The organism is Nocardiopsis alborubida, from assembly GCF_012396365.1.
Classification (GTDB): domain Bacteria; phylum Actinomycetota; class Actinomycetes; order Streptosporangiales; family Streptosporangiaceae; genus Nocardiopsis; species Nocardiopsis alborubida.
This window is the reverse complement of sequence record NZ_JAAXPG010000025.1, coordinates 76,627-102,402: the sequence shown is the minus strand read 5'-3', so window position 1 is coordinate 102,402 and position 25,776 is coordinate 76,627. Positions and strand designations below refer to the sequence as shown.

The window sequence follows — 25,776 nt, the reverse complement described above, 5'->3', positions numbered from 1 at the left end:
GGCGGGCCGTGGACGCACCGCGCGGGCGGGCCCGGGGCGGTGCGCGGCCGCCGGTCGGTCGGGCCTGTGGTCGGGCACGGTGGTCACGGGGCCTCCCGGTGCAGCGGGTTGGGGACGGGCGGGGCGTCCAGGTGGAACTCGGCGTCGCGCTCGGCGCGGTCGTGGTACCCGCCGCCCAGCAGCCGCTCCCGGTTCAGGCACACCCGCTCGAAGACCGGGCCGAGCAGGTCGAACAGCGCGAAGCGGTCGGCCAGCTCGGGGAACTCCTCCTGGTAGCGCAGGACCTCGGCGCGCACCAGTTCCCAGAAGCGCTCCTCGGGCACGTCCAGCTGCTCCTGGGCCAGCGGCGCCAGGTAGCGGAAGTGCCCCACGAACAGGGACTTGGCGACGGAGGAGGTCAGCTCGGCGGCGTCGAAGCGCATCAGCACGCCCAGTGCCTCGGCGGGCAGGTCGGCGTACTCGGGCAGGTCGGTGTCCAGCAGCTTCATGTCGTCCACGAAGTCCTTGACCGCCAGCCGCGTCGGGCGCTCGCGCCCGTCGTAGACCACGATCGCGTTCTCCCCGTGCGGGTTGAAGGCCAGCCCGTACCGGTAGAGCAGGTGCAGCACCGGCGGCAGGACGGCGGCGAACAGGGCGCGCAGCCACGCCTGGGCGTCCAGGCCGGAGCGCTCCACGAGCTCGGCGGCGAAGGCCCTGCCCCGGTCGTCCACGTGCAGCAGCGCGGCCAGGGTGCGGGCGCGCTCGCCGGGGTCCAGCCGCTCGGTGACCGGCTCGCGCCACAGGGCGCCCAGCAGCTGCCGGTGCCGGTAGGGGGCGTCGGGGATGTCCTCCAGCACGGGGTGGCGCACCGCCACCGCGGCGACCTCGCCGGGCAGGACCACCCGGCAGCGCCGCGACAGGAACGCGTCGCGCGCGTGCAGGGCGTGCACCCAGCGGGTGCTGGCGGGCGCGGCCCGGCACAGCTCGGTGGGGATGCCCCGGTAGACCATCGTGTTGAGGATGGCCAGCGAGAGCTTGACGTTGAGGCGGTCGGGGCGGGTGAGGTTGGTGAAGGTGCGGATGGACTGCTGGGGCAGGTAGTCGTCCCCGGCCTCGCCCAGCGGCACGACGCGTCCTTCGGCGAGTTCGGCGGCGAACAGGGGCACCACCACCTCGTCCCACTGCCAGGGGTGGACCGGCAGCCACACGAACTCCCCGGCCGCCGCGCCGGTGCGCGCCGCGGCCTCCTCCAGCCGCGCGGCGAACAGCGCGTCCGTGCGCGCGTCCAGTTCGCGGGCGCGCAGTGCGGCCTGGTCCAGGCCGGGGACGCCGTGGTGCTCGGCCAGCGACCGGTGCACCGCGATCCAGGGCAGGCGCAGGCGCCGCAGGGCCTCGGGCGGGTACTGGGCGCGGTCGCGGGCGGAGAAGCCCACGCGGCCCTTGTTGGCGAAGATCCACGGGTGGCCGCCCTGGTGGCCCTCCAGCTCGGCGTGGGGCAGGTCGGCCAGGTCGGCGCTGGTGGCGCCGGACTCGGCCAGTCGGGCGTCGCCGCTCAGGGTGGCGGTCAGCTCCCCGACGGTGAAGGCCTCCACGGCCGGGTCCACGATCCCCGCCGCGCCCAGGTCGCGCAGCAGAGCGAAGGGCGAGGCGGGCGCGGTGGCGCCGTCGGCGGCCCGGCGCAGGGCGGTGCCGGGGACGACCCGCCAGCCGTCCATGGTGGTGCGCCGCCCCTCGAACACGTAGGCGGCGCCGGGGTGGACGCGGGCGCGCCAGCGGCCGTACCCGTGGGGGTCGGCGGCGCGGCCGGAGCCCTCGGTCCCGGGGCCCTCCGGCTCGGGGCGCAGGGCGTACTCGAAGCACAGTTCGGCGAGCATCTTGGCCGCGAGGCGGTCGCACGCCCGGCGCCAGCGCTCGGGGGTCAGCTCGGAGGGCACCGGAAGGGGAGGGGGCGCGGCTGCGGCGCCTGGTTGTGGTGCCCTTGGAATGGGTGAGGAGGCCGGGCTTCCCGGGATGGGAGAGGCGCCTGGTTGTGGTGCCACCGGGGCGGAGGAGGCCGCCGGGGTCCGTGGAGTGGGGGAGGCGTGCATGTGATCCTCCGGGGTCGTGTGCGTCGCGGGCGCGTCCGGTCGTGCGGGGCTCACCTGTGCTCCTCCGGGAGCGCCAGCGGGTTGTCCACCAGGCCGTGCATGACGTCGAACTCGGCGTCGCGTTCGGCGCGTTCGTGGAACCCGCCGCCCATGAGCTGTTCGCGGTTGAGGGCGACCCGGCCCACCTTCGGGGCGAGCAGGTCGAACCAGGCGAAGCGCTCGGCCAGCTCGGGGAAGCGCGCGTGGTAGGCCAGCACCTGCTCCCGGGCCAGCGCCCACAGCCGTTCGCCGGGCACGCCGAGCTGGCGTTCGACGATGTCGGCGAGGAAGCGCAGGTGCCCGGCGCAGATCGCGGAGAGCACCGAGTGCGCCAGCTCCTCGGGTCGCCAGCGGTGCAGCGCGCCGCGCACGTGCTCGGGGAGCTCGGCGTACTCGGGCAGGTCGAAGGGCAGCAGTTCCACGTCCGAGCCGAAGTCCTTCAGCGCGATGCGCACGGGCCGCTCGTTCCCGTCGAGGACGAGCACGACGTTCTCCCCGTGCGGGGTGAAGGAGGCCCCGTACCGGTACAGGTAGTGCAGCACCGGCGGGAACAGCGCCCCCACGAAGCACCGCAGCCACTCCTGCGCCTCCAGCCCCGAGCGCTCCACCAGTTCGGTGACCAGCGCGCGCCCGTCCGCGCCCTCCAGCAGCAGGCAGGCCATGGTGCGGGCGCGCTCGCCCGGGGCCAGGTGGTGGTGTATCGGCTCGCGCCAGATGGCGCCCAGCAGCTCGTGGTAGCGGTAGGGGGCCTGCGGCATCCGGTCGAACACGGGGTGCGGGACGGTGACGGAGGCACGCTCGGCGAGCATCACCACCCCCGTTCCGGCGAGGAAGGGGTCGCGTTCGGCCAGGTCGCGCAGCCAGGCGCTGGTGTGCGGGGCGCATCCGGTCTGGGTTCCCGACAGCCCCCGCCACACCAGGGTGTTGCGGATCATCAGGGGCACCTTGACGTTGAGCCTGCCGGGCCGGTCCAGGTTCATCAGGGTGCGGATGGACTGGAAGGGCCGGTAGCGGTCGCGGCTGAGTCCCAGGCGCACCACCCGCCCCAGAGCGATCTCGGAGGCGAACAGCGGTGCGACGACCTCGTCCCACTGGAAGGGGTGCACCGGCAGCCACAGGTAGGCGCCGGGGTCGCCGCCGCGCTCGCGGATTCGCCCGGCGAAGTCCGAGCGCTGGTCGGCGTCGAGCTCCCCGGTCAACAGGTCCTCGCGTTCGGTTCCGGCCATGGCCTGGAAGCGGCCCAGGCCGGGGTGGACGGCGATCCACACCAGCGGGAACGCGCCGCGCGCCTCGGGGGTGTAGCGGGCGGCGTCGGCGGCGGAGAAGCCCAGGCGCCCCTTGTTGACGAAGATGCAGGGGTGGCCGGTCTGGTAGCCCTCCAGGTCCTCGTAGGGCAGGTCGGCCAGGGCGGCGGCGTCCGGGGCGGCGGCCGTCAGGCGGGCGTCGGCGGCGTGCGTGGCCAGCAGGTCGCGGACGACCTCGGCCAGCGAGTCGCCGGGCAGGCCGACGGTCCTCTGGGCGTCGGTGACGAACAGGGTGGGGTCCCAGGCGGGCTCGCGGCCCCGGTCGGCGGTGCGGGTGAGGGAGTCGGGGTCCACGTGCCAGGAGCCGAACCCGCCCCGGCGGGCGGTGAAGGCGTAGGACACCCCGCCGTCCGTGTCCAGGGTCCAGGAGCCGTCGGGGCCGGGGCGGGGGACGACCATCTCCTCGTAGGCCATCTCGCCGACCATGTGGGCGAGCAGGTGGCGTCCCGCCCGCCGCCAGACGTCGGGGTCGGTGGTGGCGGCGCGTGGGTCGTCGTGGACGGTGTGCTCGGGGTGTCCCGTGCGGGGCGCGGTTGCGGTGTGCTGCTCGTGAGCGGTGTGAGCGCTGGGCCCGGTGCGCTGATCGTGAGCGGTGTGCTGGTCGTGCGCGGTCTCAGGCATGCTGTGCGTCCTCTGTCCGGTGCGTGGTCGTGGTCCGCGGGGCGGGTGTGGGCTCCCGGTGCCCGAGTTCCTCACCCCGTCTCCCCGGACGGCGCCCCGAAGGACGTGAACGCCGTCCGCGCGGGAAGCCGGTGCACGGTGCGTCCGGTGATGCTGTTGAGGATGGTGGCCGCCCGCCAGGCGCCCAGGCCCAGGTCGGGGGAGCCGACCCCGTGCGTGTGCAGTTCGGCGTTCTGCACGTGGACGGGCGCGGTCAGCTCCGGGTCGGCGGCCAGGCGCAGGTCCGCGCCGATCACCGGCCGCCCCCGGTCGTCGGTGTGCAGCAGCTTGGCCACGGGCGCCAGGAAGTCGGGGGAGCGCTGGGCGTAGCCGGAGGCGGCGACGACCGCCTCGGTGCGCACGGTGAACTCCCGGCCCTGTTCGCGGTGGCGCAGGACCAGCGCGAACCCGTCCCCCTCGGCCCTGGCCTCCAGCAGTTCGCAGTGCGCCCGCAGCGAGGCGCCCACCGGAGCGCCGGCGATGCCGCGTTCGTAGAGCACGTCGTGGATCTCGGCCATGGTGTCGGCGCTGATGCCCTTGTACAGCTGCCACTGCGCGGGCACCACGCGGTCCTTCACGTCCTGGGGCAGGGCGTGGAAGTAGCGGGTGTAGTCCGGGGTGAAGTGCTCCAGGCCCAGCTTGGAGTACTCCATCGGGGCGAACGCGGGGGAGCGGGTCAGCCAGCGCACCTCGGTGTCGCGGTGTTCGGGGGAGCGCAGCAGGTCCAGGAACACCTCGGCGCCGGACTGGCCCGAACCGAGCACGGTCACGTCGCGCAGCCCGGCCAGGCCGGGGGCGCGGTCCAGGTAGTCGGCGGCGTGCAGGACGCGCTCGCCCTCCAGCGGGGCCAGGGCCTCGGGCAGCACCGGCTCGGTGCCGATGCCCAGCACCAGGGCCCGGCCGCGCACGGCGGCGCGGGAGCCCCCGGCGTCGGTGTACTCCACGGTGAACACGCCGTCGTCGTGGTGCACCGCCGTGGCGCGGGCGTCGAAGCGGCACGAGTCCAGCCGGTGGGCGACCCAGCGGCAGTAGTCGTCGTACTCGCGGCGGGGCACGTGGAAGTGCTCGGAGAAGTAGAACGGGAACAGGCGGTCGTGCTCGCGCAGGTAGGACAGGAACGACCAGCGGCTGGTGGGGTCGACCAGGCTGACCAGGTCGGCCAGGAAGGGCACCTGGAGGCGGGCGCCCTCCAGCAGCAGGCCCGGGTGCCAGGAGAAGGAGGGGCGCGACTCCAGGAAGCGGGCGCTGAGCCCGGGAACGCCGTCGGCCAGCGCGGCCAGGGCCAGGTTGAACGGGCCCAGGCCCACGCCCACCAGGTCGTGGATCCGGTCGGGGCTGGTCAACGGGACTCCTTCAGGGCCGCGGCCTCGGTGTCGCCCGCCGCGACGACCTCGGCGAGCAGGGCCGCGGTGTCCTCGGCGGTGGTGTCGGGGTTGAGCAGGGTGAGCTTGAGCCACACGCGGCCGTTGATCCGGGTGCGCCCGACCACCGCCCGGCCCTCCTCCAGCAGGCGGCGGCGCAGCTGGGCGTTGACGGTGTCGCTGTGCGCCCCGGCGTCGTAGCGGAACACGACGGTGGTCAGCGAGGGCGAGGCGGCCAGGACCAGGCGCGGTTCGGTGAGCACGTGCGAGGCGGTGCGCAGGGTCAGGTCGCGGCAGGCGTCGACCAGGCGGCCCAGGCCGTCCGCGCCCAGGGCGCGCAGGGTGACGGCGATCTTGAACACGTCGGCCCGGCGGGTGGTGCGCAGCGAGTAGCCGAGCAGGCTGGGGTAGCCCGCCTCCTCGTCGTCGGTCGGGTTGAGGTAGTCCACCGAGCGCGAGAGCGGCGCGAACAGGGCGCGTTCGCGGGTGAGCAGGATTCCGGCCGCCACGGGCTGCCAGCCGAGCTTGTGCAGGTCCAGGCTGACCGAGTCGGCCCGCTCCAGTCCGGCGAGGAGCCCGCGCAGGCGCCGGGAGAAGAGCAGGCCGCCCCCGTAGGCGGCGTCCACGTGCAGCCACACGCCGAACTCTCGGGTGACGCGTGCGACGGCGCCCAGCGGGTCGATGCCGCCCAGGTCGGTGGTCCCCGCGGTGGCCACGACCGCGACCGGAAGGTCGCCCTCGGAGCGCAGGCGCAGCAGGGTCTCGCGCAGCGCCGCCGGGCGCATCCGGTGCTGGGAGTCCACGTCCACGGTGACCACGGCGTCCTCGCCCAGGCCCAGCAGGGCGGCGGAGCGCTGGACGGAGAAGTGCGCGACCCTCCCGCACAGGACGCGCGGCCGCGCGCCGTCCGCGGCTCGCGCCACGCCCCGGCGCCCGGCGTCGCCCAGCGCGTGGTCGCGCGCCAGCAGCAGGGCGGTGAGGTTGGACTCGGTGCCGCCGGAGGTGACCACCCCGCCCGCGTCCCGGCCCCGGTAGCCGACCAGGTCGGCGAGCTCGGCCACGACCTGGGTCTCCATGGCGGTGGCGGCGGGGGCCTGGTCCCAGGAGTCCAGGGACTGGTTGAGGACCGAGGCGACGGTGTCGGCCGCCACCGCCACGGCCAGCGGCGGGCAGTGCAGGTGCGCGGCGCAGCGGGGGTGCGCGGGGTCGGCGGCGCCCGCGGTGAGTACCCGGGTGAGGCGGACCAGGACGTCCCGCGCGGTTCCTTCCGCCGCGCCGTCCGCGGTGCCGAGCGCCTCGCGGACCGCGTCGGCGACCTGGTGCGGTGTGCGCGCCGGGAGCGGGCCGCCGCGTTCGTCGGCCGCCTCGGCCAGGGCGCGGGTCGCGGCCTCGACCAGGGACGCGACCGTGGCGGGCCCGCCGGGGGCTCCCGCCAGACCGCCGGAGAGCAGGGGCGCCGCGTTGGCGGGGACGGGGGGTGGTGCGGGCGCTTTGGTGACAGAGAGGACTGCGGGGACAGGACGTGTCGTGGTGGAGGAGAGGACCTCGGCCACAGGGGTTGCCTCGGTGTCAGGCGGTACCTCGGTGACCGGGTCAACGCTCTGGGTAATGGGCATGGGGGTAGGGCTCCTGTGGTTCCGAGGCGGATCGGATCGTGGGGGATCGTGGCGGATCAGGGGCGTCAGCCGGTCGGCGGGGCGGGTCCGTCAGCCGGTCAGCGGCATGACCAGGCAGTGGTGTCTTCGCCAGCCCGGGTGCGGCGCGAGGCCGCCCACGTGCCGCCAGCCGTTGCGCGGGAAGATGTCCAGCGCGTGGGTGTTGTCCTCCGCCACCAGCGCGGCGGCGCGCTCCTCGGTGCGGCCGCCGACCAGGAACGGAAGCGCGCGCTCCACCAGCCCGGTGCCGCGGAAGGGGGCGCGGACCAGCGCCTCGCACATGGCGAAGGTCCGGCCCGGGCGCTCGACGGCGACGTCCTCCTCCACCCCCGGCAGCGGGACGAACCCGTTCCACCAGCCGGTGGCGGGCGTCAGCGTGTAGCCGTAGGCGAACCCGGCCAGCTCCTCGTCCACGTGGCAGGCGGTGAGCCGGAAACCCGGGCGGGCCGCGCTGAAGGCCAGGCGCTCGGCGAAGGGCGGCTGGCTGTGGTCGGGCAGGTGCAGGGCGTCGGCGTAGACCGCCTCGTAGGCGTCGACCCAGCCGGAGGGTGCGGCCAGCACGTCGGGGCCGGTGAGGTTGTCGATGCGCCATGTGGCGGCGTGCGGCACGGGCACGAGGGGGTCCTTCGGCTAGGAGGGCGTGTCGGGGGGACACCGGGAGGGCGACAGGTCAGGGCCGAATTAATTAGGGCAGGCTTACCTAAGTATGTCAAGGTGTGCAGGTGGGTGACCCAGACCACAGGCTGTCCACGGTCGCCCTGGGCGCGGCCGGGTGCGCCAGGAACGCGGGCATCGCGAACTCGTGCCCGTAGGCGCCCGCGTTGGGGAAGACCAGCACGTCACCGGCCCGCAGGGACTCCACACGCACGTCCCGGGCCAGCACGTCCTCCGGGGTGCACAGCTCCCCGCACACCGTCACCGACTCCCCGGCCACCCCGGGCCGCGGCGTTCCCCCGGGCCACGGTCCGCCCTCCAGCACCGCGAAGTTGTGCCGGATCTCCCAGGAGGTGGGCAGCTGGAAGTGGTTGATCCCGCCGCGCACCACCGCGAAGCAGCCGCCGTAGGCCGATTTCACGTCGGTCACCCGGGTCGCGTACCAGCCCGCCGGAGCGGCGATCCAGCGCCCGGGCTCGAACACGACCTCCACCCCCGGATCGGGCAGTTCCGCCAGCGCGGAGCCCAGCCGTTCCAGGTCGAAGCCGGGGCCGCCCTCGAAGGGCACCCCCAGACCGCCGCCCACGTCCACCAGGCGCAGGTCCACACCGTGTTCGTCCGCGGTGCGGCGGGACCACTCCAGGCACCAGCGCACGTACCGCGCGTGGGCGTCGGCGTCGGTGTTCCCGCTGACCGCGTGCACGTGGAAGCCCGCCAGGTCCACGCCCGGAAGGGCCAGAGCCGTGCGGACGGCCTCGTCGACCAGCGGTTCGGGGACGCCGAAGGGGCCGGGGGTCCCGCCCATCACCAGTGCCCCGCTCACCGGCACGCGTTCGGGGTTGACCCTCAGGGCGACCGTCAGCACCGTGCCCGCCGCGCACGCCGCGGCCGAGATCCGGTGCAGCTCCAGGACGCTCTCGGCGTTGACGACCACGGCGGTGGTGGAGCCGACGGGGTCGCCGGGGGCGGCGGGGCCGGTGGCCGGAGCGGTGTCCGCGCCGGTGCCGGGGTCCAGGTCGGCGCTCAGCCGGGCCAGGCCCGCCAGCATCTCGGGGGTCTTGCCCGGGCCGCTGACCGCGATCCTCCCCCCGCTGCCGGGCCCCTTTCCGCGCAGGCGCAACGCGGCCACCGCGGCACGGGCCTCCCGCAGCGAGGCCGCCTCGAACCCGTCCACGGCCTCGGCCAGGTGGGCGAGCACCGGCTCGAAGCCGTTGGCCTTGACCGCGAAGTACACCCGCGCCCACCCGGGCAGCGCCCTGCGCAGCGTCCGGGCGCGGTCCGCGGCCAGAGACGGATCGTAGACGTAGCCCGCGCCGGTGTCGGCGCACAGGGCCAGCGCCGCCTCGCGCACGGGCGCGGGTATCCGTTCGGCGCCCAGGGCCGGGGTGTTCTCGAAGGAGCGGGGCGGTTCCATGGACGTTCCCTCCGCGTGCGTGTGGTCGTGGCGGTGCACACGTGCTGTGTGCGCGACACACGACAGGGTCCTGTTCTCTCGCCCGGGGCCGCCCGGCCGAGGATCCGGCCCGGCGGGGGCGCCTTCGTGCTCGGGTCCGCCTCAGCCCCCAGGGGGCGGAAACGTCGTCCCCTCCCGCACGCTCCGACCCGGCCGGTGCCGTCCGGGGGCTGTTCTCCGGACGGACCGCGGCGAGGCGCAGGCCCGTCCGGAGAACACCGCCTAGCGCTGCGGGTCCACCTCGAAGATCTCCGCCACGTCGTCCAGCACCGCGTGCGCCGAGATCAGGCCCACGCCCGACATCCAGTAGTCGTCGTCCACGTCCGTCTTCTCGCCCTCCAGCTCGCCCCACAGCGGGTTCGCGGTGTAGCGCTCCTTGTCCTCGTCCACCACACCGGCACCGTCGTCGTAGGTGGCCACGAGGATCCGGTCGGCCTCCAGGTCCAGCAGGCGCTCGGGGCTGTGGTAGGTCGCGATCTCCTCGGACGCGGTGTCGGTCCCCTCTCCGGCGGGCAGCCCGAGGTCGTCCAGGATCACGCCGACGTAGGAGTTGCGGGTGTACAGGCGCACGCCGTCGGCGTCACCGGCGAAGCGCACCACCGACACCGTGGGCGCCTCCCCGTCCGACGACGCGGCGATCTCCTCGCCGATGGCGGCGGCGCGGTCCTCGTACTCGGTCAGGAGGCGCTCGGCCTCCTCGGCCGCGCCCATCGCCTCCGCCGCCAGGAGCAGGTTCTCCTTCCAGGTCGCGCCGGTGGTCTCCGACATCACCGTGGGGGCGACCTCGGTCAGCTGCTCGTAGCCGTCGCCGTGGCGGACCTCGGCCGACAGGATCAGGTCCGGTTCGGTCTGCGCGACCAGCTCCGGGCTGATCTCCCACAGCAGGCCCACCGACTCGGCCCCCTCGGCGCTGCCGACGTTCCAGTCGCTCTCCAGCAGGTACTCCGGAAGGGCGTCCTGGCCCTCGGCGATCTGGGTGAAGCCGACCACGTTCCCGCCCAGGGCCAGGGTGGCGTCCACGTAGGTGAAGTCCAGCGGCAGCACCCGCTCGGGAGCGCCGGGGATCTCGGTCTCACCCATGGCGTGCGTGACGGTGAGGGGAAAGCCCTCCGTCGTCTCCTGCCCGTCTCCGGAGGCGGGTGACTCCTCCTCGGGGCCGCCCGCACCGCAGGCGGTCACCAGTGCGAGGGAGGCGGCGAGGGACAGGGGTAGTCCCGCGCGGCGCAGGGAGGGGAGAGTGGTCATCGTGGGGCTCCCGGTCGATGAGGGAAACGGGGGAAGACTGCATTCTGCGAACACGAGAACGGCACACATCACCAGGGGAGGTGACGTCTCAGGTCGAGACGTGGCAAACTTAGAGTATCCAGGTGTGGCTAGGCAAACCTAACTTAGGTTGGCCTGGCCTTTCGTCATGAGAGGGAGACAGGGTGAGCGAGACCAGCGAACCGCCGCCGTCCTCCGCCGCTCCTGCCCCCACGGCCCCGGAGTCATCGTCCAAGGAGGCGCCGCCCCGGAGGGCGCCGGCCTCCGCGGCTTCGGCCCCCACCACCCGAAACCCCCCGACACCGAATCCAGCGGTCACACCCCCCGCCGCCCGCGCGACCTCCGCATCCGCCACCACCGCTCCCGGATCCCCATGACATCCCCCGCCGCCCCGGCGGTCTCACCGCCCTCCTCCGACAACGCGGTCGCGGCCCGCCGCACGCGCCGGATCTCCGGCCTGGCCCTGATGCTCCTGCTGCTGTGCCTCGCCGCCCTGGCCAGCGTGCTCGTCGGCGCCCGCGCACTCACCCCCGGAACCGTGTGGCTGGCCCTGACCTCCACCGCGGGCGCCGAGGCCGACATCATCGTCAACGAGATCCGTCTGCCGCGCACCGCGCTCGGCCTGCTCGCCGGGATCAGCCTGGGCCTGGGCGGCGCACTCATGCAGGGGCACACCCGCAACCCCCTGGGCGACCCCAGCATCCTCGGCGTCACCTTCGGCGCCGCCCTCGCCGTGGTGCTGGGCATCCTGCTGCTCGGTGTCACCACGCTCCAGACCCAGGCCTGGTTCGCCTTCGCGGGCGCCGCCGTGGCCGCGGTCGCGGTCTACGCCATCGGCTCGGTCCCCGGGCGCGGCCCCACACCCATCACCCTGGCCCTGGCCGGGACCGCCGTGAGCTGGATGTGCTACTCCCTGGTCTCGGGGCTGGTCCTGCTCGACGAGTCGACCATGGAGAGCTTCCGGTTCTGGCGGGTGGGCTCCCTGGTGGGCCGCGATCCCTCGATCCTCGTCCCCATGGCGCCCGTGGTCGCCGTCGGCGCCGTCCTCGCCCTGGCCAACGCCCGCGCCCTCAACGCCCTGGCCCTGGGAGAGGACACCGCGCGCGCCCTGGGCTTCCGGATCGGCCGCGCCCGCGTCGTCGGGCTGCTCGCCATCACCCTGCTCACCGGCGTGACCGTCGCCGCCTGCGGCCCCATCGCCTTCGTCGGGCTGATCGTGCCGCACCTGGCCCGCGGCGTCGTCGGCGCCGACTACCGCTGGCTGCTGCCCTACTCCGCGCTGATGGGCGCGGCCCTGCTCCTGGCCGCCGACGTCCTGGGCCGCTTCCTCGCACCGCCCGGAGAACTCCAGGTCGGCGTGGTGCTCGCCCTCCTCGGCGCACCCTTCTTCGTCCACATCGTCCGCCGCCGGAGGCTTCTTTCCCTATGACCTCCACTCCGCCCGGAACCGCCGCACCCGACGGCGCCCGCCAGCGCGCACGCACCCCCCGCCAGGACCAGGCCCGGACACGGGCCCGCGCCGGCCTCGCCAGACGCGGCCGCGCCCTCCGACTGGGCCCGGTCTCCGTCCCGCTGCGCCCCCGCCCGGCCCTCCTCGGGCTGCTGACCGCCCTGGTCCTCCTCGTCCTGGCGGCGCTCAACCTCTCCGTCGGGGAGGTGTTCCTCTCCCCGGCCCGGGTGTGGGCCAACGTCGTCGGCACCACCTACGACGACTACTTCACCGTCTGGCGGGTCCGCATGCCCCGCGTGGTGGTGGGCATGCTCGCCGGGGCCGCCCTGGCCGCCGCGGGCGCCATCACCCAGACCATCATGCGCAACCCCCTCGCCAGTCCCGACCTGCTCGGCGTCACCCACGGCGCCAGCGCGGGCGTGGTCGCGGTGATGGCCTTCGGCGGCAGCTACGGCATCGTCAGCGGTCCCCTCGCCGACATCGGCGTTCCGGCCCTGGCCCTGATCGGCGGTCTGGCCGCCGGGGCCCTGTGCTACGGGCTGGCCTGGCGGGGCGGCATCGACGGGTTCCGCCTGCTGCTGGTGGGCGTGGGCGTGTCCACGGTGCTCATGAACCTCACCCTGTGGATGCTCACCCTGGGGGAGGTCAGCGACACCGGGCGGGCCATGGTGTGGATCTCGGGCAGCCTGTCCATGCGCACCTGGCAGGACGCGGTCCCCGTCGCCGCCGCCCTGCTCGTCCTCCTGCCCCTGGCACTGGCGGCCGCGCGCACCCTGGACGTGCTCTCCTACGGCGACGACGTGGTCCGCGGCCTGGGCGTGCGGCTCGAACGCGCACGCACCGCCATGCTGGTGCTGGCCGTGCTCCTGGCCGCCTTCGGCACCTCCGCGGCCGGGCCCATCCTGTTCGTGTCGCTGGCCTGCCCGCAGATCGCGCTGCGCCTGGCCCGCACATCCCGGCCGCCGGTCCTGCTCTCCGCCCTCGTCGGCGCCGCGCTGACCTGCGCCGCGGACCTCATCGCCCGCAACCTGGTCGGCGTCCAGCTCCCGGTCGGCATCGTCACCGGCTGCCTGGGCGCCCTCTACCTCGTCTACCTGCTCGTCCGCGGCAACCGAAAGGCACAGGCGTGACCACACACCCCGCCCGAACGCGGACCACGTCCGAACCCGCCACCACTCCCGGCACCGACGCTGCGGGCACCGCCCACACCACCGCCGGTCCCGGCACCGCTCCCGCGACCGCCTCCGCGCCGGTCCGGTTGAGCGCGCGCGGCCTCACCCTGGCCTACGACGACCACACCGTCGTCGAGGGCCTGGACGCCGACATCGTCGAGGGCACCATCACCTGCGTCATCGGCCCCAACGGCTGCGGCAAGTCCACCATGCTGCGCGCCCTGGGGCGGCTCATGAGGCCCCGGGCGGGCCTGGTGGAGCTCGACGGCCGCGACATCCACCGGGTGCCCACCCGCGAGGTCGCCGAGGTGCTGGGCGTGCTTCCCCAGCAGCCCGTGGCGCCGGACGGGCTCACCGTCGCCGACCTGGTCTCCCGCGGACGGCACCCCTCCCAGCGCTGGTACCGGCAGTGGTCGGGCGAGGACCACCGGGCGGTCTCCGACGCCCTGGAGCAGACCGGTCTGCTGGAGCTGGCCGACAGCCCGCTGCAGGAGCTGTCCGGCGGCCAGCGCCAGCGCGCGTGGATCTCCATGGTGCTGGCCCAGGGCACGGACCTCCTCCTGCTGGACGAGCCCACGACCTTCCTGGACCTGGTCCACCAGGTCGACGTGCTGGACCTGGTGCGCGAGCTGCACCTGCACGGCGGACGCACCATCGTCATGGTCCTGCACGACCTCAACCTCGCGGCCCGCTACGCCGACACCGTCATCACCATGCGCGGCGGCCGGGTGGTGGCCAGCGGCGCCCCCGCCGACGTGCTCACCCCCGAACTGCTGCGCGAGGCCTTCGACCTGGAGGCGGTCGTGGTGGAGGACCCCGTCACCGGCGGGCCCATGGTGGTCCCCGTCGGCCGCAGCGGCGGCCGGCACGCCTGAGCCCATTCACCGCGGCGCCGTCCACCGCGGCGCCGTCCACCGCGGCGCCGTCCACCGCGGCGCCGGGAACCACACCCGCCCCTTTCCGGTTCTTCGCCCTCCCCGGCGTCGGCATGCCCGGAAACCCCTCCTCCCGGCAACCGTTTTCCCGCCCCCGGCCCCCGTTTCGGCGCCGCCCCGTCCGGCGCCGAATCACGGGAGGACCGACAACTCCGGGGACGGTTACGGGCGTGTCACGTGGACCCGGCGGGTACGGTGCGCCATGATCACGACCTGACCCGACGATCTGTGTCCATACGGATTCCCAGTGTGACCTACCAGGGCATGCGCCGGAGTTGTAGGCGCGTTCACCTCGGTTTCACCTGCGCGTTTGGAATTTCGGCCAAGGTCGAGAGCGTCCGGGGGAGTACCCCGCCGGACCAGGAGACAATCCGCGCGCCCCGGTCAGACCCCGCACCGACGGAGCGCGTGGGAGCAGCACGATCCCCAAGGAGAAGGTGTGCCCGAATCCGCGCCCCGCCGCCGCCAGCTGCCGTTGATCGGCCAGGTCGGCGGCGGTCGTTCCCGTGCGACATGCAGACTGCGCTGCGGCGACGCCTGTTTCCACCCGGCTCCCAACACCAGCGACAACCCCTACTTCGGGGACATCTTCGCCAAGGCGCTCTCCCGCCGCTCCATCATCCAGGCCGGTGCCGTGAGCGCCGGAGCGGGCGCGCTCGGACTCGCCGCGCTCAGCCCGGCCTCCGCCGACCGCCGCGGCCCCGACCGCCCCCACCCCTCCCCGCGGCCCACCTTCACCAGCGTCCAGCCCAACAACGACGACAAGGTCACCATCCCCCGGGGCTACGACCAGCACGTCATCATCCGCTGGGGGGAGCCGGTCCTGCCCGGCGCGCCCGAGTTCGACGTGTACGACCAGACCGCCGAGGCGCAGGCCCAGCAGTTCGGCTACAACTGCGACTACGTCGGCTTCCACCAGCTCGACGACGACCACGCCCTGCTGTGGGTCAACCACGAGTACACCAACGAGGAACTGATGTTCCCGGGGTACACCGACGGGAACGCGGCCAGCGAGGAGCAGATCCGCATCGCCATGGCCGCCCACGGCGGTTCCATCGTCGAGCTGGAGCGCGAGGGCCGCACCGGCAAGTGGGTGCTGTCCACCGGTGAGCGCGCCTTCAACCGCCGCGTCACCGCCGACACCCCCATGCGCCTCACCGGCCCGGCCGCCGGGCACGACCTGCTCAGGACGGCGGAGGACCCCACCGGCACGCTGGTTAGGGGCATGCTCAACAACTGCGCGGGCGGAATGACCCCGTGGGGCACCTTCCTCACCGCCGAGGAGAACTTCAACCAGTACTTCGCCAACGGCTCCGGGTCCGCCGAGACCAGGCGCTACGGCGTCGGCACCGGTGCCACGGGCCGCCGCTGGGAACGCTTCGAGGAGCGCTTCGACCTCTCCAAGCACCCCAACGAGGTCAACCGCTTCGGCTACATCGTCGAGGTCGACCCCCTCGACCCCGAGTCCGAGCCGTGCAAGCGCACCATGCTCGGCCGCTTCAAGCACGAGGGCGCCACCACCCGCCTGGCCGACGACGGCCGGGTCGTGGCCTACATGGGCGACGACGAGCGCTTCGACTACATGTACAAGTTCGTCAGCGCCAAGAAGTACGTCGAGGGCTCCCGGCGTCACAACCTCTCCCTGCTGGACACCGGCACGCTGTACGTGGCCCGCCTCTCCGGCAACAGCCCCGCCGAGGAGTTCGACGGCTCCGGCGCGCTGCCCGCGGACGGTGAGTTCGACGGTTCCGGCGAGTGGGTCGCGCTGTGCACCGACACCGAGAGCTTCGTCCCCGGTTTCAGCGTCGCCGAGGTGCTCATCCACACCCGCCTGGCCGCCGACGCCATGGGCCCCACCAAGATGGACCGCCCCGAGGACTTCGAGCCCAGCCCGGTCACCGGCAAGGTCTACTGCGCGCTGACCAACAACTCCTCCCGTGAGCCCGGCCAGGCCGACGAGCCCAACCCGCGCGGCCCCAACCGGCACGGCCACATCCTGGAGATCATCGAGGCCGGTGACGACGCCGCCGCCACCTCCTTCGCCTGGAACGTGCCGCTGGTGTGCGGAAACCCCGAGGACGACGACACCTACTACGCGGGCTTCGACAAGTCCAAGGTCATGCCGATCTCCGCGCCGGACAACCTGACCTTCGACAAGGACGGCAACCTGTGGATCTCCACGGACGGCCAGCCCGGCGCCCTGGGGATCAACGACGGCCTGCACGTCATGCCGGTCGAGGGCCGCTTCCGCGGTGAGCTGAAGACCTTCGCCACCGTCCCGGTCGGCGCGGAGGCCTGCGGCCCCTTCGTCACCAAGGACAGCAAGACGGTGTTCCTGGGCCCCCAGCACCCGGGTGACGGCGGCACCTTCGAGGAGCCCACCAGCACCTGGCCCGACGGCGAGTTCCCGCGCCCGTCCGTGGTGTGCATCTGGCACACCGCGGGCCGCGAGGTCGGCAGGTAGCCCTGGCGCCCTCCCGCCGGTAGAGGGACGACGACCACCGGCCCCGGCTTCCATCGTGGGGGCTGCCGGGGCCGGTTCTGCGTGTCCGGGGCCCGCGCCCGGGGCGCGGTGCCCTCAGAGCACCTTCTCGAAGCAGAGCGAGGAGGGCTCGTCGGCGTAGGCGCCGAAGCCGGGGATGGGCGTGTACCCCGAGCGGGTGTAGAACCGCACCGCGTCGGGCTGGCGGTCACCCGTCTCCAGGCGCAGGCACTTCCAGCCCCGGTCGCGGGCCCGGTCCTCCAGCGCGGCCAGGACCAGCGACGCCGCGCCCGAGCCGCGCCGGTCGGGTCGGACGTACATCCGCTTGACCTCGCCCGCCGCGTCGCCGAGGTCGCGCAGGCCGCCGCAGCCCACGGCCTCGCCCGAAGCGTCGCGGGCCACCACGAACACCGCGATGTCCCCGGCGGAGGGCGCCACCCCCGGCTCGGAGTCGGGGGTGCCGTACCGTTCGGCGATCTCCGCCCGCTGGTCGGCCCGCAGGGCGACGGCGTCGGGATCGTCCCAGGAAACCTCGTCGACACGCATGGGCGCCACGCTAGCGGCGCCGTGTTTCACGCCCGTGAAATCCCGTCCGGACAGTGGCCTCTGTGCGCAACGCCACCCCGTGCGGAGGACCGCCTTCGCACGGACCGCCACCCGCATGCGAACGGTGGAGTCCTGACCGGAGCGCGGCCCCCGCCCCGTCTCAGACCGGGTCGGTGAGGGCCTCGCGCATCACCCGGAACTTGGACTCGGTCTCGGCCAGCTCCGACTCCGGGTCGGACTGGGCGACGATGCCCCCTCCGGCGAACAGCCGGGCGCGCGCGCCCTCCACACGGGCGCAGCGCAGGGCGATGCCCCACTCGGCGTTGCCCGCGCCGTCCAGCCACCCGACCGGACCGGCGTAGCCGCCCCGGTCCATGCCCTCGGCCCTCGCGATCAGCCGCATGGCCGCCGCGGTGGGGGTGCCGCCCACGGCCGCCGTGGGATGCAGGGCCGCGACCGCGTCCAGCGCCGAGACCCCGGGGGACAGGCGTGCGCGTACGGGCGTGGCCAGGTGCTGCACGTTGGCGAGCGCGAGCAGGCGGGGCCGCCCGGGCACGTCCAGTTCCTCGGTGAGCGGTTCCAGCGCGGTGCGCAGGGAGTCCACGGCCATGCGGTGCTCGTCCACGTCCTTGGCCGAGGACAGCAGCTCCTCGGCCAGGCGCCGGTCGCCGTCGGGGTCCTCGCCCCGGGGGCGGGTTCCGGCCAGCACCAGCGAGGAGAGCCGGTCGCCCTCGCGGCGCAGCAGCAACTCGGGGGTGGCTCCGACCATGCCGTCCACGGAGAAGGTGAAGCAGCTCGGGAAGCGCAGCCGCAGCCGCTCCAGCAGCGTGCGCACGTCGATGGGGGCACCGGCCTCGGCCAGGGCGTCGCGCGCCAGCACGGCCTTGTCGAGCTCTCCCGCGCGGATGCGCTCGACGGTACCGGCCACGGCGGCCATCCACTGCTCGCCGGTCAGCGACCCCGTGCTCCAGGAGAGCGGTCCGACGGGCCGCGGCGCGGACGCCGGACGGAGCGGCCCGGCCGGGCGCGCGCCGGGCGCGTCGGTGACGGTGGTCAGCCAGGCGCGGCCGTCGCGCCGACCGACCAGTACGCGCGGCACCACCAGGGCCGACCCCGCGGAGGAGGGTGCGAAGGCGAACGTGCCGAACGCGACCGGGCCGGTCCCGGGCACGCCCACCTCGTCGTGGACCTCGGCGCGCTCGGTGAGGGCGTTCACCCAGCGGGCCGCCTCGGTGAAGCGGGTGGTGTCGGTGGGCTCGGCCGTCTCGGGCCCGCCGCCCAGGTCCAGCCGCGCGGCCTGTCCCCAGCCCACGATGCCCTCGTCGCCGGTCAGCCAGGCCAGGGGGGAGTCCGCCGGTAGGCGGTGCACCAGACTGGCGGTGTCGTCGGGCATGGCGACGGTGCGGACGAACAGGTGGGGCGGGCTCAGGAGGGCGTTCACGGTCCCCGAGTCTAGAACCTCGTCTGGGGCGGTGTGTCCGGTATCGGCCGTGGTGGCCGGGGTGCACGGGGTGCCCCTTCCCGGGGCGGGGCCGCCCCCGTGCCCCGCCCCCCGCCGTTGCCTGACAGGGACCGTGCTCCGTGGCCGCCCGCGCGGACACTCCGTTGACCTGTGGGGACGGACCCCTGGCATGGAGGGTGCAAGGTTATCCACGGATTGCCGCAATCGTGTCCGAAAATTGACTGTCTGGCCTACTCTGGTTCGCGGCGCGACGCCACGGTGACGGCGGTGCGCGACGACCCCTCAGAGGAGACCTCTTCCATGGATTCAGTGGCTCGTGCCGTGACCTCGCCGCGCGCCGCGCTGCGGTGGGCCGCGACGGCCGCCGCGGCCACCGTCCTGCTGGCGGGCTGCACCGCCCAGGACACCGGCGCCGAGGAGCCGCGTACCGACGGTGGGTCCGGGGCCGCCGGCTCCCTCCGGTGCGGGGACGGCGGGGCGGAGCGGCGGATGCGCGGGGCGTGGCTGACCACGGTCCGCAACATCGACTGGCCCTCCGAACCGGGCCTGTCCGCCGGGGAACAGCAGGCCGAGCTCGACGCCTACCTCGACGACGCCTCCGACATGGGACTCAACGCGGTCTTCCTGCACGTGCGGCCCACCGCCGACGCCGTCTACGAGTCGGACCTGGAGCCGTGGGCGCGCTACCTCACCGGTGATCAGGGCGGCGACCCCGGCTACGACCCGCTGGAGTACGCGGTGGCCGAGGCGCACGAGCGCGGCCTGGAGCTGCACGCCTGGTTCAACCCCTACCGCGTGGGCTTCCAGGACCCCGACGTCGAGAACCTGGCCGAGGACCACCCGGCCAGGGAGAACCCCGAGTGGCTCGTCGACTACGGGGACGAGGCCTACCTCGACCCCGGCAACCCCGAGGTCCGCGAGTGGGTGACCCGCGTGATCCTCGACGTGGTGGAGCGCTACGACGTCGACGGCGTGCACTTCGACGACTTCTTCTACCCCTACCCCAAGGACGGCGAGGAGTTCGACGACGACGCCTCCTGGGAGGACCACGGCGACGGCTTCGACGACCGGGCCGGCTGGCGCCGCGACAACGTCAACCGGCTCATCGCCGACGTCCACGAGGGCATCGAGGCGACCAAGCCCTGGGTGAGCTTCGGGATCTCCCCGTTCGGCATCTGGCGCAACGACTCCACCGACCCCAGCGGCTCATCCAGCTCGGGCCTCCAGTCCTACGACGCCCAGTACGCCGACACCCGAACCTGGATCCAGGAGGGCACGGTCGACTACGTCGCACCGCAGCTGTACTGGGAGCGGGGCTTCGAGGCCGCCGACTACGAGGTTCTGGCCGACTGGTGGGCCCAGGAGGTCGAGGGCACCGGCGTGGACCTGTACGTCGGCCAGGCCGCCTACCGGGTGGGCGAGGACGGCTGGAGCGGCGAGGACGCGCTCAGCACCCAGCTGGACTACTCCGGTGAGCTGCCCCAGGTGGACGGGGACGTCTACTTCTCCATCCGGAGCCTGCGCGAGAACGCCTCGGACGCCTACTCCGCACTGGCCGACGAGCACTACGGCAACCCCGCGCTGCCGCCGCTCTCCGACGTGCCCGAGGGCCAGGGGCCGCTGGCCGGCGCGGTCGACGGGGTCACGGCCCGGGCCGCCGACGAGGGGGTCGACGTGGCGTGGGAGGCCGTCGACGGCGCCCGCTTCTACGCCGTCTACCGGCTGCCCGCCGACGCGGCGGCCGCCGGGTCCGAGGAGGAGCGCTGCGCCGCGCTCAGCGCGGAGAACCTCGTGGGCCTGACGGGGAAGACGGCACTGACCGACACCGCACCGCTGGAGAACGGCGTCGGATACGTGGTCACCGCGCTGGACGACTACCGTGCCGAGGGGCCGGTCAGCGAGGTCGCCGACGTGCGCGGCTGACCCGCCGACGGCGAACGCGCGCGGGCTCCGGCCGGGGGAGCCGCCCCCGGTTCCTCTCCGGGGCGCTCGGCCCGGTGCGCCCCCGCCCCGCGCGGCTGTCTGTCGCAAAATCCCAGGAGCAGGGCGGAAAGGTAAGCATCTGCTAGCGCAAATCCCCTTTCGCCCCAGCAGATGCCAGGGGTAGGTTGTCCCCATGCCGACCTTCCACATCAGCGAGGCCGCCGACCTCCTCGGCGTCAGCGCCGACACCGTCCGGCGCTGGGTCGACTCCGGCCGCCTGCCCGCCACCCGCGACGCCTCCGGAAGACGTCTGATCGGGGGCGCGGACCTGGCCGGATTCATGCGCACGGACACCGACGAGGACCCGGCACGGCGCCTGTCCTCCGCCCGCAACCGCTTCCGCGGCCTGGTCACCGACATCGTCCGCGACCGGGTGATGGCCAGCGTGGAGATCCAGGCCGGGCCCCACCGCGTGGTCTCGCTGATGAGCCGCGAGGCCGCCGACGAACTCGGCCTGGAGGTGGGCACCGTCGCCACCGCGGTGGTCAAGTCCACCAACGTGGTCGTGGAGACCACCGGGGAGCGCCATGCGTGACCGCGCCCCCCGCAGCCTCGGACCAGGTGTTCCCCGGCGCTTCGGATCCGCTCCGCTCGGCCGCCTCCGGGCCGGTGCGCTCCGCCTGGCCTGCGCCCTGACCGCGTCCGCGCTCGCCCTCACCGCCTGCTCCTCGGAGGAGGGGGCCGGCGACCGGCTCCACGTCTTCGCCGCGGCCTCCCTCACCGACGTCTTCACCGACCTCGCCGGGGAGTTCGAGGCCGAGCACGCCGGGACCGAGGTGGTCCTCAACTTCGCGGGCAGCAGCGATCTGGCCCTCCAGATCAACTCCGGCGCCCCCGCCGACGTCTTCGCCTCCGCCGACACCGCCACCATGGAACGGGTCGTCGAGGGCGAGGGGCTGGACCCCGACTGGGCCGCGGAACACGGCGCGCAGGGCGTCGTCTTCGCCGCCAACACCCTGCGCATCGCCGTGCCCCCGGGCAACCCGGCCGGTGTCGGGGAGCTGGCCGACCTCGCGGGCGGGGACACCGCCGTCGCCTTCTGCGCCGAGGAGGTCCCCTGCGGCGCGGCGACCGCCGCGGTCCTGGACGAGGCCGGGCTGGAGATCACCCCCGACACCTACGAGGAGGACGTGCGCGCGGTCCTGACCAAGGTCGAACTCGGCGAGGTCGACGCCGGACTCGTCTACGCCACCGACGTCGTCTCCGCGGGCGACCGGGTCGAGGGCATCGCGTTCGACGAGTCCGACGAGGTGGTCAACGACTATCCCGTCGGCGTCGTCTCCAGCACCTCCGACACCGCGCTCGCCGCCGCCTGGGTGGAGCTGGTGCGCTCCCCCGCGGGCGAGGAGGTCCTGCGGGCCGCCGGGTTCGAGGTGCCATGACGCCCGACCGCGCCCCCGCCGCGACCACCACCGCGGCGCCGCGCCGCCCGCCGCGCGTGCGCTCCGGCCGACCGCCCTGGATCCTGGTGCTGCCCGCGCTCCTGGGTGTGGTCTTCCTCGTGCTGCCCATGGCGGGTCTGCTGGTCGGCGCGCCCTGGTCCACCATGGGCAGCCGCCTGGCCGAGCCCGAGGTGTTGTCCGCCCTGTGGCTGTCCCTGTCCACCGCCACCGCCGCCACGGCCGTGTCCCTGCTCCTCGGGGTGCCGCTGGCCTGGCTGCTGGCCCGCACCGACTTCCCCGGGCGCCGCCTCGTGCGTGCCCTGGTCACCGTCCCCCTGGTGATGCCGCCCGTGGTCGGCGGCGTCGCGCTCCTGCTGGTCCTGGGACGCAACGGGATCGTGGGCCGGTACCTGGACGCCTGGTTCGGGATCACGCTGCCCTTCACCCCCGTCGCCGTGGTCCTGGCCCAGGTGTTCGTCGCCATGCCGTTCCTGGTGATCAGCGTGGAGGGCGCGCTGCGCGGCGCGGACCGCCGCTACGAGGAGGCCGCCGCCACCCTGGGCGCCAGCCGGGCGGCCGTCTTCGCCCGCGTCACCCTGCCCATGGTGCTGCCGGGCATCGCGGCGGGCGCGGTCCTGTGCTGGTCGAGGGCCCTGGGCGAGTTCGGCGCCACCATCACCTTCGCCGGGAACTTCCCCGGCACCACGCAGACCATGCCGCTGGCCGTGTACGTGGCCATGCAGCGCGACCCCGAGGCCGCCATCGTGCTCAGCCTGATCCTGCTGGCGGTCTGCCTGGCCGTCCTGGCCACCCTGCGCGAGAGGTGGACGAACACCTGATGGCCCCCGACCACCACCCTGACGAGTCCACGCCCGACTCCGGACCCGCACCCGCGCTGGAGGCGGACCTGCGCCTGAGCCGGGGCGCCTTCACGCTGGAGGCCTCCCTCACGGTGCGCCCGGGGGAGATCCTCGCCCTGCTGGGTCCCAACGGCGCGGGCAAGTCCTCGGCGCTGCGCGCCCTGGCCGGACTGGTGCCCCTCACCGGCGGCCGGATCCTCGTGGACGGGCGCGACCAGACCACCACGCCCGTGGAGCGCCGCCCCATCGGCATGGTCTTCCAGGACTACCTGCTCTTCCCGCACATGAGCGCACTGGACAACGTGGCCTTCGGCCCCCGCCGCCAGGGCCTGTTACGGGCGGCGGCCCGCGAACGCGCCGCCGAGCTGCTCGCCCACATGGACCTGTCCGCGCACGCCCGCGTCCGGCCGCGCCGCCTCTCCGGCGGCCAGGCCCAGCGGGTGGCGCTGGCCCGCGCCCTGGCCGTGCGCCCGCGCCTGCTGCTGCTCGACGAGCCCATGGCCGCCCTGGACGCCAGCACCCGCATCGACGTGCGCGCCCGGCTGCGCCACCTGCTGGAGGAGTTCGACGGGGCCACGGTGCTGGTCACCCACGATCCGCTCGACGCCATGGTGCTCGCCGACCGTGTGGCGGTGATCGAGGAGGGCCGGGTGGTGCAGCAGGGCGAACCCGCCGAGGTGGCGCGGCGCCCCCGCACCGCCTACGTCGCCCGGCTCGTGGGGCTCAACCTCTTCCGCGGCACGGCCGAGGGCACCACCGTCACCCTGGACGGAGACGGATCCGGCGAGCCCGCCCGGGTGGAGGTGCACGAGGCGCACCGGGGCCCGGCCCTGGTGGCCTTCCCCCCGCGCGCCGTGGCCCTGTACCCGCACCGTCCGCACGGCAGCCCGCGCAACGTGTGGCGGCTGAAGGTGGAGGGGACCGAGCGGTTCGGCGACCAGGTGCGGGTGCACCTGGCGGGGAGCCCGTCCCTGGCCGCCGACATCAGTCCGGCGGCCCTGGCCGAGCTGGGTCTGGCCCGGGGGGACGCGGTGTGGGCGGGGGTCAAGGCCGCCGAGGTCGAGTGCTACCCGGGGTGACTCCGGCGGATCCGGTCCGCGGCCCCGTGTCGGTGCGGCCCCGCGACGCCGGTCCGGGACGGCGGCGTGCCCTACGGAGAGCAACCGATTTTTCTACCCAGAATCGGGCATAGAAACCCACATCGGAAAACCTGTGCACACCTGGATATCTCAGGTACACCCGGGGGAGACTGTAAGTCTGGCGACGACAGTCCTTCCCCCCGTGGCCGAGGAGGGTGCCATGTCCCTGAGAGAGCACGAGAGAAGAATTCTCGCGGAGATCGAGCGGCAGCTCAGCGAGGAGGAACCGGACCTGGCCGGACGACTGGAGTCCTTCGGGTCGGCGGACCCCGACGCTCCGGCCGACCCCGGTCTCGGCGGCTGGAAACCGTGGGTGGCGTGCGGCCTGATCGCCGCGGTCACCGCGGGCCTGCTCGTGATGCTGTTCGTACTCACCCCGAGCACACCGCAACCGTCCGCGCCGACGGCGCCGGCCGACACCTCACAGACCACCGGGGACCCGGCGCCCGAACCGGATCCCGTTCCGGACGAGCCCGAGGCCGTCGGCACCTCCTGACCGGTGCCCCGGCCCGGAGCCGCCGGGCCTCGCCCGGGACGCGTGACGGGCGGTGTGCGTCGGGTGCACACCGCCCGTCACGGGCCCCGGGTTCCGCGTGTCCGGTTCAGTCGCCGCGGCCGAGGATGACGGTCCAGTAGGGGCCGCCCTCGCCCTTCACCACGCCCACTCCGATGTGCTCGGCCCCGCAGTCGGCGAGCACCTGGTTGTGGCCGCGGCGCGTCCAGGCCTCCACAGCCTCCTCGGCCGTCTCGAAGCCGCTGGCCACGATCTCGCCGGAGGGGTGCGCGTATCCCAGGTCGCGGGCGCGGTCCCTGGCCGACGAGCTGCCGAAGAACCCGCCGCCGGGGAACCCGCTGTCGCCGGCCTCGGCCTGGCTGTGCTCCCGTGCGGCCCGGGTGAGCAGCTCGTGGGCGCTCAGCTTCTCGCACCCGTACCCGGGCCTTGCGTCGTTCACCAGCCGCACGACCTCGGCCTCGGCCTCGGGCCAGGGATCGGCCGGGTCCTCCTGCGTCCAGGGCGGGGGCCAGCCGCCGCCGGAGCCCGCCCCCTGGGTCGCGGACGGCTTCCCGCCGTCGGCGAACACGTCACCGGGGTCGGCCGCGCCGGTCACACCGGCGCAGCACACGGCCGCCGCCGCCATCCCCGCGAGGACACGGCCTCGAAGCAGGTTTCGCATGTCTTTCCACCTTCCGTGCGCGGGGGCGCGTGTACCGCGCCGCGCCCGCGCACACCAGGGGCGGACAGCCGTGAAGGCCGCCCGCCCGCAACCTCGCGGGAACTCAGTTCGCCTTGCTGGTGGTCCTGTCCACCGTGGCTCCGTGCATGGAGGCGGTGTAGGTCACGTACTCGTAGAAGACCTTGCCGTCGTCGCCGACGCGGCTGTGGACCACGGTCATGGTGGCACCCTCGGCGCTGGCGCTGCCGAAGTCCTTCTCGAAGACCGTGTCGGCCATCGCGACCGAGGGCGCACCCAGCGCCAGGCCGAAGGCCACACCGGTCAGGGACAGCGCTCGTCGTAGTCGGACCATCGTCCTTCCCCTCCTCGGGTTGGGTCGGGTCACGCCCGACGGAAACGGGATGCCTAGTTCGCACCGCTCACGATGCTGTGGGAGGCGGCGCCGTCGTGGCCCGCCCAGGTGGCGCTCTTCTTGTAGAAGGAGCCGCCACCGTCCCAGTGGTCGTCACCCTTGCCGTTCTTGTGACCGTGACCGTGGCCGTGGCCGTGGTCGCCGCCGTCGAAGGCGACTGCGGTCACGCTGTGGCTCGCGGCGCCCTCGGGGCCGGCGGCGCTGGACTCACCCGAGAAGAAGCTGTCCGCCATGGCGGTGGCCGGGGCGCCGAAGGCCAGGGCCGGAACGGCGACGGAGGCGAAGGCGATCCGAGTGAGAGTCTTGCGGTTCATCCTGTGTCC

Annotated in this window: 22 protein-coding genes; 10 read left to right on the top strand and 12 right to left on the bottom strand. The window is 74.1% G+C overall.

The window, feature by feature from the left end; genetic code table 11:
• Positions 1–83: 83 nt before the first annotated feature.
• The 7 genes from HGB44_RS23545 to HGB44_RS23515 all read right to left on the bottom strand — a co-directional run bounded on the left by HGB44_RS23545 (position 84) and on the right by HGB44_RS23515 (position 10,437).
• Positions 84–1,913: an IucA/IucC family protein gene (locus HGB44_RS23545; protein ID WP_082768559.1), complete on the bottom strand. Its 1,830-nt coding sequence runs from the start codon at positions 1,911–1,913 to the stop codon at positions 84–86.
• A 203-nt stretch (positions 1,914–2,116) separates the two neighbouring features.
• The gene (locus HGB44_RS23540; RefSeq protein WP_082768560.1) at positions 2,117–4,030 is read right to left on the bottom strand and encodes an IucA/IucC family protein; all 1,914 of its coding nucleotides are present in this window, start codon (positions 4,028–4,030) and stop codon (positions 2,117–2,119) included.
• 71 nt (positions 4,031–4,101) lie between these two features.
• Entirely contained in the window at positions 4,102–5,412 is a 1,311-nt protein-coding gene (locus tag HGB44_RS23535) for a lysine N(6)-hydroxylase/L-ornithine N(5)-oxygenase family protein (RefSeq protein WP_061082664.1), read from the bottom strand.
• A complete protein-coding gene (locus HGB44_RS23530) occupies positions 5,409–7,046 on the bottom strand; it encodes a pyridoxal phosphate-dependent decarboxylase family protein (protein WP_082768561.1) in 1,638 nt (545 codons plus the stop codon). The genes HGB44_RS23535 and HGB44_RS23530 overlap by 4 nt, the downstream gene beginning before the upstream one ends.
• Before the next feature lie 90 nt (positions 7,047–7,136).
• Positions 7,137–7,700 carry a hypothetical protein gene (locus HGB44_RS23525; RefSeq protein ID WP_061082665.1) on the bottom strand — a complete coding sequence of 188 codons (564 nt, stop codon included), beginning with the start codon at positions 7,698–7,700 and terminating at the stop codon, positions 7,137–7,139.
• A 94-nt stretch (positions 7,701–7,794) separates the two neighbouring features.
• The gene (locus HGB44_RS23520) at positions 7,795–9,153 is read right to left on the bottom strand and encodes a type III PLP-dependent enzyme domain-containing protein (RefSeq protein WP_061082680.1); all 1,359 of its coding nucleotides are present in this window, start codon (positions 9,151–9,153) and stop codon (positions 7,795–7,797) included.
• Positions 9,154–9,414: 261 nt separating this feature from the next.
• The gene (locus HGB44_RS23515; RefSeq protein ID WP_061082666.1) at positions 9,415–10,437 is read right to left on the bottom strand and encodes an ABC transporter substrate-binding protein; all 1,023 of its coding nucleotides are present in this window, start codon (positions 10,435–10,437) and stop codon (positions 9,415–9,417) included.
• A 391-nt stretch (positions 10,438–10,828) separates the two neighbouring features.
• Between HGB44_RS23515 and HGB44_RS23510 the strand changes: the two genes are divergently transcribed.
• From HGB44_RS23510 to HGB44_RS23495, 4 genes are all read left to right on the top strand, one after another.
• Positions 10,829–11,884 (top strand): FecCD family ABC transporter permease, encoded by a 1,056-nt coding sequence (locus HGB44_RS23510; RefSeq protein WP_061082667.1) that lies wholly within the window; start codon positions 10,829–10,831, stop codon positions 11,882–11,884.
• Positions 11,881–13,035 (top strand): FecCD family ABC transporter permease, encoded by a 1,155-nt coding sequence (locus tag HGB44_RS23505; RefSeq protein ID WP_061082668.1) that lies wholly within the window; start codon positions 11,881–11,883, stop codon positions 13,033–13,035. Before HGB44_RS23510 ends, HGB44_RS23505 begins: the two co-directional genes overlap by 4 nt.
• Entirely contained in the window at positions 13,032–13,952 is a 921-nt protein-coding gene (locus HGB44_RS23500) for an ABC transporter ATP-binding protein (protein WP_082768563.1), read from the top strand. The genes HGB44_RS23505 and HGB44_RS23500 overlap by 4 nt, the downstream gene beginning before the upstream one ends.
• A 499-nt stretch (positions 13,953–14,451) precedes the next feature.
• A complete protein-coding gene (locus tag HGB44_RS23495; protein WP_061082669.1) occupies positions 14,452–16,476 on the top strand; it encodes a PhoX family protein in 2,025 nt (674 codons plus the stop codon).
• Between the two features lie 114 nt (positions 16,477–16,590).
• Here HGB44_RS23495 and HGB44_RS23490 read toward each other — a convergent pair whose 3' ends face one another.
• Positions 16,591–17,040 (bottom strand): GNAT family N-acetyltransferase, encoded by a 450-nt coding sequence (locus HGB44_RS23490; RefSeq protein ID WP_061082670.1) that lies wholly within the window; start codon positions 17,038–17,040, stop codon positions 16,591–16,593.
• A gap of 160 nt (positions 17,041–17,200) precedes the next feature.
• Positions 17,201–18,481, bottom strand: a complete 1,281-nt coding sequence (locus HGB44_RS23485) for an isochorismate synthase (protein ID WP_061082671.1) — start codon at positions 18,479–18,481, stop codon at positions 17,201–17,203.
• Positions 18,482–18,802: 321 nt separating this feature from the next.
• On the opposite strand from HGB44_RS23485, the gene HGB44_RS23480 reads away from it, so the two are divergent.
• The 6 genes from HGB44_RS23480 to HGB44_RS23455 all read left to right on the top strand — a co-directional run bounded on the left by HGB44_RS23480 (position 18,803) and on the right by HGB44_RS23455 (position 24,362).
• Positions 18,803–20,425, top strand: coding sequence for a glycoside hydrolase family 10 protein (locus HGB44_RS23480; protein WP_061082672.1), 1,623 nt, complete (start codon positions 18,803–18,805; stop codon positions 20,423–20,425).
• A 193-nt stretch (positions 20,426–20,618) separates the two neighbouring features.
• The gene (locus tag HGB44_RS23475) at positions 20,619–21,020 is read left to right on the top strand and encodes a TOBE domain-containing protein (RefSeq protein WP_061082673.1); all 402 of its coding nucleotides are present in this window, start codon (positions 20,619–20,621) and stop codon (positions 21,018–21,020) included.
• A complete protein-coding gene (gene modA / locus HGB44_RS23470) occupies positions 21,013–21,867 on the top strand; it encodes a molybdate ABC transporter substrate-binding protein (RefSeq protein ID WP_231972595.1) in 855 nt (284 codons plus the stop codon). The genes HGB44_RS23475 and modA overlap by 8 nt, the downstream gene beginning before the upstream one ends.
• Positions 21,864–22,706, top strand: coding sequence for an ABC transporter permease (locus HGB44_RS23465; protein ID WP_061082674.1), 843 nt, complete (start codon positions 21,864–21,866; stop codon positions 22,704–22,706). The genes modA and HGB44_RS23465 overlap by 4 nt, the downstream gene beginning before the upstream one ends.
• Positions 22,706–23,806, top strand: coding sequence for an ABC transporter ATP-binding protein (locus HGB44_RS23460; protein WP_061082675.1), 1,101 nt, complete (start codon positions 22,706–22,708; stop codon positions 23,804–23,806). The genes HGB44_RS23465 and HGB44_RS23460 overlap by 1 nt, the downstream gene beginning before the upstream one ends.
• 220 nt (positions 23,807–24,026) lie before the next feature.
• A complete protein-coding gene (locus tag HGB44_RS23455; RefSeq protein WP_061082676.1) occupies positions 24,027–24,362 on the top strand; it encodes a DUF3040 domain-containing protein in 336 nt (111 codons plus the stop codon).
• A gap of 106 nt (positions 24,363–24,468) precedes the next feature.
• On the opposite strand, the gene HGB44_RS23450 is transcribed toward HGB44_RS23455, so the two are convergent.
• The 3 genes from HGB44_RS23450 to HGB44_RS23440 form a co-directional block, all read right to left on the bottom strand.
• On the bottom strand, positions 24,469–25,041 hold the full coding sequence (locus HGB44_RS23450) for a CAP domain-containing protein (RefSeq protein ID WP_231972683.1): 573 nt from the start codon (positions 25,039–25,041) through the stop codon (positions 24,469–24,471).
• A 103-nt stretch (positions 25,042–25,144) separates the two neighbouring features.
• A complete protein-coding gene (locus HGB44_RS23445) occupies positions 25,145–25,393 on the bottom strand; it encodes a hypothetical protein (RefSeq protein WP_026115127.1) in 249 nt (82 codons plus the stop codon).
• Positions 25,394–25,446: 53 nt separating this feature from the next.
• Positions 25,447–25,767, bottom strand: a complete 321-nt coding sequence (locus tag HGB44_RS23440) for a hypothetical protein (protein WP_061083695.1) — start codon at positions 25,765–25,767, stop codon at positions 25,447–25,449.
• Positions 25,768–25,776 lie beyond the last annotated feature (9 nt).